This is a genomic window from Acinetobacter sp. LipI_15 (genome assembly GCF_058242865.1).
Genome location: NZ_JBZAYN010000001.1, coordinates 2,137,793 through 2,153,830 on the forward strand (window position 1 = coordinate 2,137,793; position 16,038 = coordinate 2,153,830).

Consider the following 16,038-nt stretch of genomic DNA (forward strand, 5'->3'; position numbering starts at 1 on the left):
TCAAATAGTTTAATTGGCACTTTCCAATCCGACCTTACCAGCGACAGTTGATTCAATTTTCTCTATTTGGTCATCAGGTTTAAATTCATTTTCACCTTCATATTTTGGTAAAGCTGAATGAAATGGGCAGCCTGTAAATTTTGGATCATCTTTGTATAGAGCCGAAAACTGTGCAGGAAATTTTTTATCCAAATCACGAATTTTCTGTTTAAAAGTGTTTCGTTGCTCGTCACTCATCTCTTCGCGCATTTCAATAAAACTACGCGGAGGATCATCCTCAAATGTATCTTTATGCCAAAGGATAAAGGCAAGCATTTTAGGAAGGATTTCTTGCGCCATTGGTAAAGGAGGATCAATTTGCATTGTTTTCAAAGTCGACGGTAAAGCAAGGCTACGAATTAATTGATGACCTAACCAATGTAATTCTTCAGGGAAGTGACGTTGAACAAATTGTTCATAAATTGCTGATGCAATTAAATTCCCTTGTTCAGGCTGAGGTCTTGGCGTATTTTCGAGGTCTTCACAAAAGCGAATGCAACCTTCAAAATCTTCTGGGTATCCCTCTACTGGTATATTATTTTCCGCTCGAAATAACTTGCACATTTCCCCCCAAAATTTATGAGAAGCTATTTTTTCATTTTCCGAGACTCCAGGTAATCCTAGGCGAAGTCGAAAGCGATGACCTAATATCGCTGAGAAAGCACAAACATAAATATAGTCTTCTTGATATGAAAAGTTTCCAGGATATTTCTTAGCCCAAAATGCATGCAAGTTATTAATTCCTTCCACAGATTTTTTTGTGCGTTCATCATGAGGGCCATACCACCACCATAAAGCATTTGTGCTTTGAGTTTGTTCTACCCGAGAGTTAGCCCGTTCTACAACTTTCCCACCTTTATCTCGCCAGACAACTTCTGCCCCCCATTCCGTAACAACAAAATTAGGAAATGTTAAGGCATACATCAAATTAGACATAAATTCACTGGAATCATAACAAGTCGCAAGTTGCCAGATTCTCACATAATCTTTTTCTGGATCTAGTGTCTCAATTTCAGCCCTAATCCATTTTTTTGGCGAACTATTCATAGAAGTATTTCCTATATTTATTGATATCTAGAAAATATTAAAAACACAATTTAGGAAAACTCATTTTTTGTGTTTTAATATTTAATTTCTTAGTTACTATTTATTATGCATAGTAGAAATTGACTCAATAATTTACATGCCTAAATTTCGTAAGATTTTGATATCATAAAAATCATATTTAGAATGAAAAAATCATTTTTTCATTCTTCCATTTAATTACTTTGGCAAATGAGCAACATCTATAAAATGCTACCCATATTAAATATTACGGGAGAATTGCTTAACATTTTTGAGTTACCAACATATATGATGCAATCACACGCGCCACCTTTAACTAAACGAAACCGTTTAGTTAAAGGTGATTTTTATACACCTATTAATTAATGTCAAGCTTAATTTGGACATAAATGTAGTCTATTTTTTGAATTAATTTACCAAAGCAAAATTAATTGGATCATTACGATATGCGAAAAAAAACTAAGGATAAAGAACTCTTGTTTGTGAAAACTGCAAAAGATTTATTTATAAAACAAGGAATTGGAAGAACATCCATGGAAGCAATAGCAACGGAGGCTGGTGCTTCGAAAGCAACTTTATATAGCTATTTCCCAAGCAAAGAGTCTTTATTTGAAGCAGTTGTTAATGAAGCTGCCATTGGTGCGCGTGAATCTTTTGCATTTGCAAATAAAACAGAAAATCTTGTTGAAGCATTACATCGCTTAGGAATGGCATATTTAGAATTAATGACACGTCCAGATATCATTGCAGTAAATCGATTAATTATTAGTGAATCAGGTCGGCAGCCTGAATTAACTCGAATTTTTTATGAAAATGGGCCACGCAACATACATCTTTCAATATGTGAAACATTGCAAATATTCATTAATAAAAAAATAATAGATATAGCAGATGTACAGCAGGCAGGCATATACTTCAAAGCAATGTGTGATGCTGAACTTGTTGAACGTCAACTTTGGGGGTTAGATGATGCACCTACATCAAATAAGTGTAAAAATTCTGTAGAAAATGCTGTTAAATTTTTTTTAGCAGCATTTTCCTTGAGCCATATCATTAAAGTTAATAATAATTAAGCTGAATTTCACTTTAAAAATTAATAAATCATAGCTTTGCATCACAATGGCTTTGTTGCACAAAGATTTGAAATGCAAAGCGCCCCTAATTGAGCCAAATTTAAGGCGTAACTTGGGTAAGTGGTCGACCTAATTCCGTAAATCTGTTAAGAACTGCTACACGTGCATGGATCTCATTCACTTGGCTATCAAAACTCCTTGCACTGAGTTTATCTCCTAATAATTTGATGCAATGCATCTTAGTTTCAACCAAACTTCGCCGATGATAGCCTGACCATTTTTTCCATAGTGTCCTGCCTAAACGCTTAACTGTTCGAAGTAATTCATTTCGCTCTAGCGAGCTACTCTTTGTATCTTTCCATGGTTTCGCATTTTTTCTAGGTGGAATCACCGCATGCCCTTGCCGATCTGCAATGACCTGACGGCATTGCTTGGTGTCATAAGCTCCATCGGTATAAACAGAGTCAATCTGCTCATCTTGTGGAATCTGATTAAGTAAATCACCAAGCACCTGTGAATCACTGACATTATTGGTTGTAAGCTGAACTGCTCGTATTTGTAGGGTTTTAGCATCTATACCAATATGAAGTTTACGCCATTGGCGACGATATTCAGGTCCATGTTTCTTGCGCTTCCATTCGCCCTCACCTAGAAACTTCATGCCTGTAGAGTCCATGAGTAGATGCAGCCCATCGCTACTTTTTTGGTAGCTGATTACAATATCAATATGCTTTTGTCTTCTACAAAGCGTGGTGTAATCTGGTGCGGTCCAATTTAATCCGCAAAGTTTAATCAGACTTTGCACAAAGCCAGTAACCATACGTAAAGACAGACGAAATAAGGATTTAATCATTAAGCAGCATTGGATGGCTGCGTCGGAGTAGGTTTGATTTCGCCCTTGTTTGCCTTTTGATGGCGCATACCATTGCGTAGCAGGATCAAACCAAATGGCAATATTTCCGCGACTCATAAGTGCTCGGTTATATGCGGGCCAATTGGTTGTGCGGTAGATTTTGTGTGCAGGCTTCTTCATTTGAAAATTATATCGCTGAAAAACCCTTTACAGATAGGTTTGTGCAACAAAGCCCATCACAATCATTCAATATAAATTAAATTTGCCTGATAAAATCATCAGGCAAATTTAACATTAAAACAAATATAACCATCTAAATATAACATTTTCAGAATTTTCAAATCTATTCTCAACTTTAGATTCTTTATGGGATGTTACATAAAATTTATTATTACCATAATCAAGCATAAAAGCTGGCCCAATTGCAAAAACATTTTCTTTTGAATTATCTATAGTTTCGTTATTAATTTTATCCTTTGTTAATTGATGAAGATAATATCCATTTATACCTAAGGTAAGATGCTCCCCCATCTTATATCCTAGATTATAATTAGTAGTTAAAAATTGACCTGATTGCGTATTTCTAATATTATCATCAAGTGGTATGCTACTTGATGGTGAAGTATTTTTAAAATTATAGTAATAATATGGCCTTAAGCTAAGGGAAATATTTTCGTTAAAATTAAATGTCATTGCAGCATATAAAAATATAGATGAAAAATTTGCACCTGGGTTTATATCTTTATTTTTGTCATATTCACCAACAGGAATTGTAATACCAACACCTAGACGATCAGAAAATATTGGATTGTTTTTAAAATAAATTGGATCATGTTGAATATCTATCCCAATCGTTGGGTCTCCCATACCAAAAGGCTTATCTTTAAGTTGAACAGGACCATTCATATCTGCATCTAAATGTATAAATGGAACAATTAAATCTAAACCTGGATGACCTCCAAGTATTGTCTTTTGAGTATCAAACATATAAACATATTGATTGTTTATTACTGTTGTTTTTAAAGAAGATTTTCCTGGTAAAGCATTATTTCCGTGACTATCTTTCAAGTTGCCTGCATTTGAATAGCCAATATAGGTTTGCCAAATAGAATCATTAGGTTTACCTCCAAACCCATCATAAAAACTGGTTGCTCCTAAATTAATGCCATTAGGTAACGTTACACTCGGGATTGCAGCATAAGACATACTTGTGCAAGTTATAATGTTTAATAGATACAAAACTTTAAAAGATGACTTCATAGAAAAATCCTTATTTCTATACTGAGATTGTTTAATAACAGTGATACTAATCACTTTAAAAAATAAAACTATTTATGTGTGGTATAAACCATCCAAAATAATGAAATATCCATTTAAAAATTATTAGTATTAAGTTAATTCATTTATCACACTTAACTAAACGACACCGTTTAGTTAAGTGTGATTTTTATACAATCCCAACAGAGTGTCAAGAAAAAATTAAAACAATAAATTTTTCTTATAAAGAATGGCTTTTTTGCACAAAGATACGGAGGCTATACCTCTCCCAATCCAGACAAATTTAAGTGACAACTTGAGTATGCGGTCGGCCTGATTCTGTAAATTTATTTAATACGGCTACGCGAGCGTGAATCTCATTGACTTGGCTATCGAAGTAGAGTTTTTGATTGGGAGCTTTAGCTCGAAGTTGTTCATCCAGTGGATGTTTGTCCCAAAAAAATCCGGGGCATTACCACACAATTTTCGCTCCACGTTCCTTAATTAGTCGACTGATTAAACCCACTACCCTCGTGAAATTTCAAATACATACTCGCCCATATACTCCTTAGTGAGTTTGAAGAAACTTACATATGTGGAGTACATCTAGAGAAAAGAAAGGGTTTGAGGAAATGTTGGGCTCAGTTTTGTTATAAATTATGATCAGTGTTAATTTAAAATTCACATAATAAAATTACCCGTTCAACTACAACTCACCCCTGTATATTTACAGAATATTTTATTCGTGTATATTGATGATATAGTTAATAATTACCCAAAACTCCGTACTGAAATAACGCATAAGTATGTACACTTTGGATCAGGGCATAAAGACTAAAATTTACAATAATGTTCAATCAAAATATTGAGTGTAAGGAAATAATGGACACCGTAGAAGAACGTTCTGAAAATCTCTCTTTTGATGACCAAATCAAAATTGTAAATGATTTGGAACAGTATATATTTGAAAAAATTTATTCTAGTTTAGAATTCCGCTCAAAGATACATAATCAAATAAAACTAGATCCTCTAAACTTAGTCAAACTCAAGTATACGATATTTGATAAAAGTTTACTTTGCCAATCTTTTTATCAAATTCAAGCTGCTACACCTTTAAATTTCTTCAAACTTATTCATGACAAAATTCTTAAAACAGCAATCTACATATTACATGATCAAGGTATGTTTAAAGAATCAGATGAAGATCGAGTAAAAAGGTTATGTAGGGATACTGTCAAAAAACCTATTTCTTGTCCAAAAGATAATGATGAAGCTCCTTGTGAGATTTGTAAAAATAAAGATAAAGATAAAGTGCTTTGTAAAAAAGGTGATGATATAGCTGAGAAACTGGATTTTGAATATTTGCCTAAACATTATCATGAAATTATTCAAGGCATAAAAAATTTTCGTTCCGATATCGAAACTAAAAATTATATGCAAGCCAATATTACTTATACTACTTTATTCCAAGAATACTCAGAACATTACGATTGTTATATTATCGAGGTGTTGCCTGAAAGCTTTCAAAATAAAATTGATAAAATTAAAAAAAACAAATTATCTAAAATTAAAAAGTCCAATAAAAAAAATATGTACATTTCCTTTGTAAGTTCATTAATTAAAAAATATGAGAATAATACTGAACAACTTTGGGATGAAATAGGTTTCACGCCTTACGAAAAAATTCAACTAAAAAAATCAACTATAATACTTCCAAAACAAGAAAATAAGTTTAAAAGCAGTTCTTTAAAAAGAAGTAATTTTAATGAATCTGAAGAGCACTTAAATAAAATTTATGAATTACTCAATCTTCTAATTGGGCATATAGATGATTTAGCTGAGAAAGATGTAAAAGAAAAATTTAAGGTAGTACATAAAAGTAGAATATTAATTTTACAACTACAAATTAATAAGATTAATTATATTTTAAAGCAAAAATTTCAAAAAAAACCAAAAAAAAATAATTTACTGAATCAATCTAAGTCACTTTATTTAAAGAAAAAATTAACACCAAAACAAACACTCAAACTGTTACATTTATTCGAACCAAATATATCTATGCATGAACGGTCTGAGCTAATTGTATTAAGAAAAAAATTAGAAACATTACGAGATAAATATCAAAAAAAAGTTGATAATCAACAAACAGAAACAGATGATAATTGTGAAGATAAAACAAAAAACTATTTCGGAAACACACTAAAAATTATTGATGAGAATGAAGAATTATACTTAGGCTTATGCAGCCTATTAAAATGTAATGACAAAAATGATAAAAAACGTTAAAAACTGGTCACGCACTTTTCCACGAACATAAAATTTTTTTAGTACCGTCTATTCGTTGGTCCAACACCTTCCAGATTGAACCAACGTTATAGAAGGAAATCTAAATGTCTACTATCCAAAACACAATTCAAATGCTGCGTCTAACTGAGCTGATTAAACTCATCGGTTTATCTCGGTCGTCTATTTATGACCGACTGAACCGACGGTCTAAACGCTACGATCCTAACTTTCCCCGCCCGTTGAAGCTTAACAATGCCTCACGGTGGTTACTCTCTGAAGTTGAAGAGTGGATTGAAAGTAAAATTTCAGCACGCAATCACGTGAATACTGAGAGCTAACGCTGTACTTGTAAATTCAAAACATAATGCAGCTGTGCAATGCATTCTGAAATTATAAGTATGGCTAGGCTATCATTTTAATTTTCAATGAATTACGGTCTTATATATTTACTATTACTCTATATTTATAAATCAAAGAATATTCTATCTATTTATAGATGATCAGTAGTTTTAAAGTATTCAGCTACATCAATGTTCATGTTACCCGACAAGTTATTGATGTATTGGCAATACTGGTGAAGTAGATACGACTAATGCTCATTCTAAATTAGCTGAACCCATCTACATCCCATCATGGATACTGCCCTAAACAGTATCCATTGGATGTCTATACCCAGAATACTGATCACAGTTGCGCTTTTAACTTTTTAAATTAAGCGCAATCAATATGAACATTATCACAGCAAATGCTGGTCGCTATATGGGAACGCATGACCAATGGCTCCAGCAATTTGAAACCGAACTGCAAACTACTCCAGTCAACGATGGTTATAAAACCACCTTTTTAGTAAATTCACAGGATAACATCCTAGCTCCTGCTATAGGGAAAGCTAAACTGGTCAAACAGTTCAAAAAACGTAACTTCCCTGAAGTCATAACTGAAACGAAAATACTATCGAATGGTCGGTATGGCTTTGCCGTCAAACACCCTGCTCAAATGAGTAATTTACCTTCTGATATTGCAGAACTTATAAACTATTCTACGCTTTCAGACATTATCAGCGGTCTTGATATTCAGGCATTTGATTATGCACTAAGCCAGATGTCAGAGGATGAGTTAGAGCTTCTACGTAATGGCACACCTTTACCTTCCAGTCTAAAGGAGAATTTGCTCCCGTACATTAATGCAATAAATAAGTTTATTGGATTAATTCGTGCCTTTTTTCGTCGCCCGAACATCAGACGCAAAGTTTACGATGAGCGGAAGAATCTGAAAAAAAATAAGTCTCGAATGATCGAAATGTTCAACTCTTTAATTGAACGGTATTCGCGTGTAGTCGTTGTTCGACTTGATTTATATCTCAAGCATAAACCTGAAACATTACTGCAAACCTGTTTCAAAGCTGAAGATTGTTTATCTAAAAATGATTTTGATGCATTTAAAAAGTGTGTTGAACAACTATTAGAAAACAAGCGGCATAATCCTGTGTTGAAACAAGCCATCGGTTATATTTTTCGTTTTGAATATACGCCAAGACGTGGATTCCATCTGCATACATTCTGGTTTTTCAATGGGAATAAAAATCAGGAAGACATTAGCCTCGCACAAGGTATTGAAAAGCTTTGGAAAAAAGTGACCAATGATCAAGGTTATGCCTACATCTGTAATATGCGGAAGCATACTTATGAAAACTGTTTTTTAGGCACGATTGAATACAACCAATCGCAGAAAAGAAAGTGGCTTGAAGATGGCTTTGATTATCTCTGTAAAACCAGCCAGTTATTCATTTTCAGCAACATGAAAAATGGACGACGTTTCCAGATTAGTCAGCCTTTAAAACCACAGACTCGTGGTCGTCCGAGAAAAAACCACCTAGAACTCAATGCCTTTGCGGGAGATGAAGCATGATTAGATTACAGCCTGACGAATCCTATGCATCTCTACTCAGTACTCACCATATCACTCAAGCGTATATCCAGCCTTTTATTGGCTATATACCCAATAATCGCCCTCCTGTTGGCTTGGATGATTATCTGAAGTTGTATCTCATGATTACTGAAAATAAGACTTTTAAGATTATCTCCAAACAACCAACTTACGACTATCTGGTGCCTCATGTTTATCTAACGCCCAAGGGTGTTAATTTACTCAAGATTATTCAGGATATTCCGATTAATCCTTTTCTGACAGGTAAATTTTCAGATGTGATCATCAGACCAGAGATAAAGCTGATGGTTGATTTACTATACAAGCACAGACTCATTGACTTTCCACTTGGATTGTATCAACAGTTTGAAGCAGTTGTTGATGGGTTCTGTCAGGATCTAAAAGTGAGATCTAAAACACGAGATTTTATGAGCTTGAAAAATCACTGGGATTCTTCATTTGGCAATTCTAGAAAGGCTTATAATCGTTTTGAAGAAGCTGTCTTATGTAACAATCCAATGTTTCAAGTTCATTCATTGCTTGTTTCGGCTGAGTTTATGAATGTTGATGATTTTTCAATGGATCAGAAAACATTTAGTCCTGTGACTGTTGAGGATATGCTGCGTGCCACGTCAGGTAAAATTATCGAAGCAGTCTGGGCTAACAATGCTGAGAATCACACTCTAGGTATTTTGTCGAAACAGGAAACGACTATTCGAGGTTTTAGGAGTATTCGGCTCATATTTTTTGTAGCACGCGAAGATACCGACTTTACCCCTTTTGCTGAATCTCAGCTCTATACAGATGTTGAACCTTTTGTATTCCGAGAAGGTAAAACCAGTATTGGGTGGAGTGATATTACCTGCATGAACTCAGGGGTAGAGCCTTTGGTTTATGGTATAGAATCCAATTTTTACGATACAAATCAGAACTACATTGGGATGCGGCTTACCACTTTAAAATACAGTTTGATTGGTCCTGAATACTGGGTTCGGTTTAAGTACACCAACACAACGTTTAAAGTCGAAAAAAGTTCATATTAATCAATTATTTTATGATTAATAACATTCGCGTAACCCTGAAAGTTTCGGCTTTCGGGTTATTTCGTCTGACCTTAGTGTATTAGTTCAGACTTAATCTGACAGCCTCAATCAAATATCGGTAACTGTCAGATCAGGTTTGATTTAGTACATTTAAAATGATGAAAAGCAATTACACAAAATTATTTACAGGCTCTGTAAACAATCACACTAGTCTATTAATTGCATTAACTCTTTGCTCAAATCCATTTTCGGTTGAAGCATATCTGTTGCAAGTACACGCTTACTCCCTAAAAGTCTATCCAACTTGACTTCAAAAGTTTCTAATTCCTCCCCATCAGGTGCATAGATCGTTGGGTAATACACATAAACTTCTTTCTGCTGACCGATACGATAAGCGCGGTCAGTTGCTTGATCTTCTTTAGCAGGATTCCAGCTACGTGTATAATGAATAACATGATTTGCCGCTTGGATATTTACCCCGAACCCTACTGCTGTAGTAGAAAGAAGAATTACATTAAATCCTGGCTTTTCTTGAAACTTATCAATTAAATTTTGTCTAGTTAACCCACTTTTACTGCTTGTATTAGTATCCCCATTTACAGTCGTTACATTTAAGCCAAAACGTTCCATTAAAACGCGCTTCAGAAATACTTGGATTTCTCTAAACTCCGTAAAAATAATGGCCTTTTCATTCCTTTGCTGAATCATCTGCAGGGTATTGAACAACCAATCTACTTTTGGTGAATCTTTGAGTGTTGCCATTGGATCTTCTGCTAAAGGATGTGCACAAATCATTCTCAATTTGTGTAAGCTACTTAGCATGGCACCACGATTTCCCTCGGCCGACAACTTATGAAAATGTTGAGCCACATCGGCATATAATTTTCTTTGTAAGTTAGAAATATGAATTTTTTTACAACTATTTACTTCAGTTTTAGGTGGTAAATCAGCCACCTCATTTTTCATTCGTCTTAGGACTTGAGGATCAATCAATGCTCTCAGCTCATTTAAGACTTTCTCATCACTGACTTCAGCATCTTCTATCGGTCTACGATATTTTTTCCCAAACTCATTTAACGGACCAAGTAAGTTTTCCTGAATAAAATCGAATAAACACCATAAATCTGTCAAAGAGTTTTCCACGGGTGTACCGGTACAAGCAATTTTAAAATCCGCTTTTTGTGCTTTAGCCGCTTTAGTCACCATTGAGGTTGGGACTTTAATTTTTTGTGCTTCATCACACACCATGATTCCCCAGTCTTCCCGTGCCAAAGAGAATTCTAAATCACGTAAGGTTTCATAAGTGGTTAACACAATCTCTGCATCACCACGCCAGTCTTCTTCTAACAGATGCGTAATACCATGATTTTCACGCAACTGGGCGGATATCAAATGTTTAGGAATTTTTCTTGTTTTGAGGTGATCACCATATAAGCTTAAAATTTTAGGGAATTGGCGACTAAAAAAACGATTCGCTTCTGCTTCCCAGTTTTCAAGTAATGAAACAGGTGCAACCACGAGTACAGGCTTTTTATTTTTGGCATTTTCCAAATATTCGCCAATAAAACATAACAGCTGTAAGGTTTTACCTAAACCCATATCATCCGCCAATAGACATCCACTGACCTCTTCAGGCGCATATTGATGCAGATGCTGTAGCCACGCAACACCATAACGTTGATGCTGTTTTAAACTAAATTCGCTTTGCCTAAAACTTGTTGGCAATCTTGGTGCAGGAAAATTGTTTCGATCAAATGCAAGTTGTGCTGCACGTTGTTTACTATACTCAGCCTCATCAATGTTGTTAGCAATTAAGAGCGTATCTCTCTTTTTTTTCTGAGCAGAATTTTCTTCTTGCCTCACTTCTTTGTTATTCAGTGCATGATGTTTTTGACGTAGTTCTTCTAAAAGTTGTTTGCTTTGCTCAATTGACAACTTTTGATCCGCATGTGGCAACGCCACTTCTGTTAAACCATCCTGTTCTGCAGCTTGAATACATTTTTCAAGTGCAGTAACCATGTCATCTAGTTGAGCATCAGTATCAGTCTGATCATATATAGCTAAATACCAAATAAATCATTACAGTAATCTTTAAATAATTTATCAATATCTTTAACTCTAAACTTAGTTCGAATCGACTTGACTCGTGACCACATATTTTCTATTGGATTTAAATCTGGACTATATTTAGGAAGCCACACAATGTAATGGCCTGCACAACGTATCAACTCCTGAAGTCTTTTCCCTTTGTGAAAGGTCGCATTGTCCATAATCAAAACACTGCTTTCTTTCAACTTAGGTAATAAATCCTGTTCAATCCAACATTCAAATACTTCTGTATTCACAGAACAATTAAACACACCAACTGTCAACAATCTATTTTCGATAATTGCACCGATCGCATTACTGCAATTCTTCAACTGCCAGTTAAATTCACCTTCAGCACGTGTTCCTTGAAGGCTATAACTATGAGTTCTGGTACTTTCACTTTGAAAACCACTTTCATCTATGTAAATCAGAGGCAATTTCCCTTCTAAACACTCTATGAGATTTTGAAATTGCTGACGTTGATTTTGATCTGCTTTAGGATGCTTTAACGTCTTTTTTTACGCGATATTCCTGCGGCATGTAATGCATTAAATACCGCATGAGTGCTTACTCCTAAACGTTCAGCTCGCTCATACTGATAATCATCAGGATATTGTTCAACATCCTTCAATATTTGCTCTCTGCTAATTTTAGCTGGACGGCCAGGAATAGGTTTGTTTGTAGTGGACTTTTTCCAGTTCTGAATCGTTTGTATACAGATGTTAAAATGCTGTGCTGCTTTTCGCACAGACATTTCATCTCGAATCATAATTTCTATGACTTTGTCTTTAAAATCTTTTGAATATCCCATATCTCTATTGTTCTATAGTTTTTAGGATTTGGCTATAGATCAATTAAATGCTGTGGTAACCAACCTGATTCTCCACTGTTTCTCTGAATAAATTCTGAATTAAGCTTTGGTGCTTCACCAATGCCAATGACTCGATCACTATAGTTCGATAAATCCAAAACTTGCTGTGCTTGTGCTGCATCCTGATATTTTTGGATGGTCTCTAAGTCTTGCTTGAGTGTTTTTATCTCTTGGTCTAAAACACTTGTACGTTCAATTTCATAACCCGCCCATACAAAAAATGGCGTATTGCGTTCATATGCCTGAATGAAATATGCACTTTGTTCTAGATTACTCAGCGCTAAGACAATTGGGTTTGTCTCTCTTTCAGAATTTTCGAGTAAGTTGAGCGTTGCTGAGGTATAGAGATTTAATTCATTGTAATTTTTGTGAATACTTAAGGTGTAGCTATAAATTTCAGCTTGTTGTTTGGCTGCTTCAAAACTTTCTGGTGTCACCACATCTAGGGCATCTTCGCCCAATTGTGCAAAGGGATTATGTAAAAATGCCTGAGCTTGCTCACCTGCCACACGCCGATTGGGCATTTTTTTAATTTCTTGCAGTACATGTTTTACCTCTGGCTCAATCACCACATGAGCAATGCCACCATCTGGTAAACCAATACTGTACTGATCCTGAACCTGCTGATATTGATCAAACGTTGTTAACCAATCATTTGGCGCTTCATCGAATACCGGCTGTACTTCGACTACCGCTTCTTGGCTAATCAGATTTTTTCTTAAATTTAATTGTAACTTTTCAGGTGCCAATACAATGGTTTTTCTTAAAAAATCATCTAAATTGGCATTGGCTTTATGTGCTAAATTTCTAATTTTGGCCCAATATTTTTGATTTAATGCTTTATCTTTATTTTGTAGTCTTGAAAATTCTTTTAGCTGCTCTACGACTTTAAAATTGTGTTCATTCAACAAGTATTCTTGACCATCTATTATTAAGATGGCACCAATACGCTCAGGCTGATTTTTGAGTTTAATATTTTGTTCATTCAGCCAACCATCTAAAATGATTTTAAAAGTCGAATCGCTTAAACCACCTTCACTTTTAATGATCGGACGCACATTGGCTTGACTAGGTAAATGTAATAGATGAATCACACTTGCATGATCTTCATCATTTAAGATCTGGAATAGTTCTTCCCAAGGTAAGACATAGCCCTCATCCGTCAAATATGCTAAAGCTTCTTCTTCAAGACTTTGCCAATAGAAATCTGCGTCCGTCATAGCATTTTGTAAAGACGGAAACGTAATACCTAAGTCATTGTAGGTTAAGGGCTGTGTTGGCGCTTGTGGCACTTGCGCTTCAATAACCTCAGCAGACTTCTTTCTTTTCCAAAATGCCAATCTCATGCTAGATCCTAATGTGAACGCTTATATCTTGAAGAATCGTTATTGTTTGAAGGCTTTCGTGAAAAAAGACCAATTTCCGCTAATTTCTCGTCAAACCTACTTTCCCAATCCCCACTATGACTCAATGCTGTCGGTTCCCCCCATCCATTTCTAAAGAGTACAGTATCTTTATTTTTAAGATCTCCAATAAAAATTCTTTCTTTTTTATCATTGTATGGCAATTTGTTATAGGCATAGCAAGCATTACCTGTATCTGCAAAATCCACTACATATACATTATCAATTTTTAATAAAAAGGCATTATTTGTCTGCGTTGAGCCAATTAACTCTTTCAATCGACCACGGTTCATTTCACGAAACTTTTTATGTTGCGCTTGCTGAGAATTTAATGCACTAGGACCTAAAAAAATTTGAGAGAAGTTAATCTTATCTATAAATTTAATCCAATAATTAAACCTGTTCACATCTGCGGTTCGACTGAATAATTTAAAGAACGCTTCCAAATCAGCTTTTACAAACCATTGAACCACCATGCGTTTTGTATCAGGATTTACATTATTCCAACCCGCAGAAGAATCGTATTGTGGATTACCCCATTGATCTAACGCCATCTGCTTGAGTGTTTCATGTACATTGTCACGCTCAGATGTTTTTGCATAACGTTCTAACAGCGCAGCTAGAATATCTCGACTATATAGGCTATTTTGCGCTGAAAGCGTAATAAAACGTGCAATAAATTTAAAATAGTCTTTTTCATTCATCTGTCGAATGGACTGAATAGAAGATTTAATTAAGTCATCCCAAAACCAACTATTTGGTGCAATTCTTAGAGTTTCAAGTTCATTCTGAATCCCGCCCGTCTCATTGTCTTGCAAGAATTGTTTCACAAATGCTTTGGTTGGTGTATCAGATAAAATATCTGCATGATCAATTAAAGTTGTCATCCATTGTTTTGGACGTTGCGTACTTTTATAAACATTCAACTTATGACGATTCAATATATCTCGCAATGTCAACCAAACTGTTGGCTTCTCTACAACATCTTCTTTCGCTAAAGCAAAATAACTATACAATAATGGGTAATAAACCAAGTTAATGATGCTCTCTTCTGCCTGATTAAAATGCTGAACAATACGTTTGCCAATATCATTAAAAATAAGTTTTTCTTGGGTGTCTGGCAACATCTTACTTAATGCCCAAGCTAAATTCTTCCAATCTCTTCGAGTAAATTGTTCAAATCCTGAATACTCAAGTTTCGAAATCGTTTTGAATATTTTAACGTCTATTGGAATTGCATTTTCAAGATCATCAAATTTTCGCTCCAATAACTGCAAAGTTTTTGTTAAACGTACAGGTTGAGCAAACTTACTATATGTGGTTTCTTTTGGGAAAAGCTGGCTTAAACTATGTTCTAACCGATGTTGCAAACGTTCTATTGTCATCGTTTTACCTCGCCAACTGACAAGTTTCAACAGGAGATGAGACGAAATGTGGCTGTGGTTCAGCGTTTTCCTTTTCTTTTAAGCCATAAAACTGCATTCTTAATTCCACACGCCGCGAAGCTTCTTTACTGTCCTTTGCTGAGTTAAATGAAACACCACCTGCTAAAAAAAGCTGTTTCACTTGCTGTTTTTCCTGCTCAGTTAAAGACAAACCAGAAATAAACTTTGGATCAAGTAAGCTACACATCACCCATTCTGAACGTCTTAAACTTAAATTAAGATTGTATAAATAAGAGCCATCCGTATCAGTAAAGCCCTCAATCACAACTTGTTTAAACCATTTTTCACCTAAAGGACTATTCGCTTCCTCAAGAATAATCGGCACGATGGTATTGAGGCGATTGCGACCCACCTCATTTAAACGATAGTCATTATGTGCAAAACGTCCTGCTATCCCAAAATTTATACGGTTGTTTTTACAGTCCACTTCAATACCAGCATCTTTTAAACGCGCACTGGTCTGAATACTTTGACAAATACTTAAAATATCCGCATTACGTTGGTCTTCTGCTTGCGTCGCTTCATTAATTTTCTTGGTCACAATCATTAAAGACACAGCCATAACTACAAGGAAAAGAGTCATTAAAGCCGTCATCAGATCGGCGAAAGAAATCCAGAATGGCTTTTCACCTTCATCTTTAGATCGTGAGGTATTAGAGTACCGATTACCAAACATGACTTAAGTACTC

General features: G+C 35.1%; 14 protein-coding genes. 5 read left to right on the plus strand and 9 right to left on the minus strand.

All coding sequences use genetic code 11. From position 1 onward, the window contains the following. Positions 1–9: 9 nt before the first annotated feature. Positions 10–1,086, minus strand: a complete 1,077-nt coding sequence (locus AC4CU0_RS10265; RefSeq protein ID WP_067765060.1) for a hypothetical protein — start codon at positions 1,084–1,086, stop codon at positions 10–12. A gap of 464 nt (positions 1,087–1,550) precedes the next feature. Here AC4CU0_RS10265 and AC4CU0_RS10270 point away from each other — a divergent pair, with 464 nt between their 5' ends. After that, positions 1,551–2,177 (plus strand): TetR/AcrR family transcriptional regulator, encoded by a 627-nt coding sequence (locus AC4CU0_RS10270; protein ID WP_490743078.1) that lies wholly within the window; start codon positions 1,551–1,553, stop codon positions 2,175–2,177. Positions 2,178–2,277: 100 nt separating this feature from the next. Here the strand turns inward: AC4CU0_RS10270 and AC4CU0_RS10275 are convergent, their stop codons facing one another. Beyond that, entirely contained in the window at positions 2,278–3,210 is a 933-nt protein-coding gene (locus tag AC4CU0_RS10275; protein ID WP_178319544.1) for an IS5 family transposase, read from the minus strand. 114 nt (positions 3,211–3,324) lie between these two features. Next, positions 3,325–4,290 (minus strand): SphA family protein, encoded by a 966-nt coding sequence (locus AC4CU0_RS10280; protein WP_067765066.1) that lies wholly within the window; start codon positions 4,288–4,290, stop codon positions 3,325–3,327. Between the two features lie 879 nt (positions 4,291–5,169). Here AC4CU0_RS10280 and AC4CU0_RS10285 point away from each other — a divergent pair. The 4 genes from AC4CU0_RS10285 to AC4CU0_RS10300 all read left to right on the plus strand — a co-directional run bounded on the left by AC4CU0_RS10285 (position 5,170) and on the right by AC4CU0_RS10300 (position 9,542). Beyond that, positions 5,170–6,573, plus strand: a complete 1,404-nt coding sequence (locus tag AC4CU0_RS10285) for a hypothetical protein (protein ID WP_490743079.1) — start codon at positions 5,170–5,172, stop codon at positions 6,571–6,573. 104 nt (positions 6,574–6,677) lie between these two features. Continuing rightward, on the plus strand, positions 6,678–6,911 hold the full coding sequence (locus AC4CU0_RS10290; RefSeq protein ID WP_490743080.1) for a helix-turn-helix transcriptional regulator: 234 nt from the start codon (positions 6,678–6,680) through the stop codon (positions 6,909–6,911). Between the two features lie 388 nt (positions 6,912–7,299). Beyond that, entirely contained in the window at positions 7,300–8,481 is a 1,182-nt protein-coding gene (locus AC4CU0_RS10295) for a YagK/YfjJ domain-containing protein (protein ID WP_490743081.1), read from the plus strand. Beyond that, complete coding sequence (locus AC4CU0_RS10300; protein ID WP_490743082.1) at positions 8,478–9,542, plus strand: hypothetical protein; 1,065 nt, start codon at positions 8,478–8,480, stop codon at positions 9,540–9,542. The genes AC4CU0_RS10295 and AC4CU0_RS10300 overlap by 4 nt, the downstream gene beginning before the upstream one ends. A gap of 207 nt (positions 9,543–9,749) precedes the next feature. Here AC4CU0_RS10300 and AC4CU0_RS10305 read toward each other — a convergent pair whose 3' ends face one another. From AC4CU0_RS10305 to zorB1, 6 genes are all read right to left on the minus strand, one after another. Continuing rightward, positions 9,750–11,477: a DEAD/DEAH box helicase gene (locus AC4CU0_RS10305; protein ID WP_490743083.1), complete on the minus strand. Its 1,728-nt coding sequence runs from the start codon at positions 11,475–11,477 to the stop codon at positions 9,750–9,752. 125 nt (positions 11,478–11,602) lie between these two features. Next, entirely contained in the window at positions 11,603–12,088 is a 486-nt protein-coding gene (locus tag AC4CU0_RS10310) for a transposase (protein ID WP_490743459.1), read from the minus strand. A gap of 47 nt (positions 12,089–12,135) precedes the next feature. Next, entirely contained in the window at positions 12,136–12,441 is a 306-nt protein-coding gene (locus tag AC4CU0_RS10315) for an IS630 transposase-related protein (protein ID WP_087547287.1), read from the minus strand. Positions 12,442–12,473: 32 nt separating this feature from the next. Beyond that, positions 12,474–13,847, minus strand: a complete 1,374-nt coding sequence (locus tag AC4CU0_RS10320; protein WP_490743084.1) for a hypothetical protein — start codon at positions 13,845–13,847, stop codon at positions 12,474–12,476. A gap of 8 nt (positions 13,848–13,855) precedes the next feature. Continuing rightward, entirely contained in the window at positions 13,856–15,289 is a 1,434-nt protein-coding gene (locus tag AC4CU0_RS10325) for an EH signature domain-containing protein (protein WP_490743085.1), read from the minus strand. A gap of 4 nt (positions 15,290–15,293) precedes the next feature. Continuing rightward, positions 15,294–16,025 (minus strand): type I Zorya anti-phage system protein ZorB1, encoded by a 732-nt coding sequence (gene zorB1 / locus AC4CU0_RS10330; RefSeq protein WP_490743086.1) that lies wholly within the window; start codon positions 16,023–16,025, stop codon positions 15,294–15,296. Between the last annotated feature and the right edge of the window lie 13 nt (positions 16,026–16,038).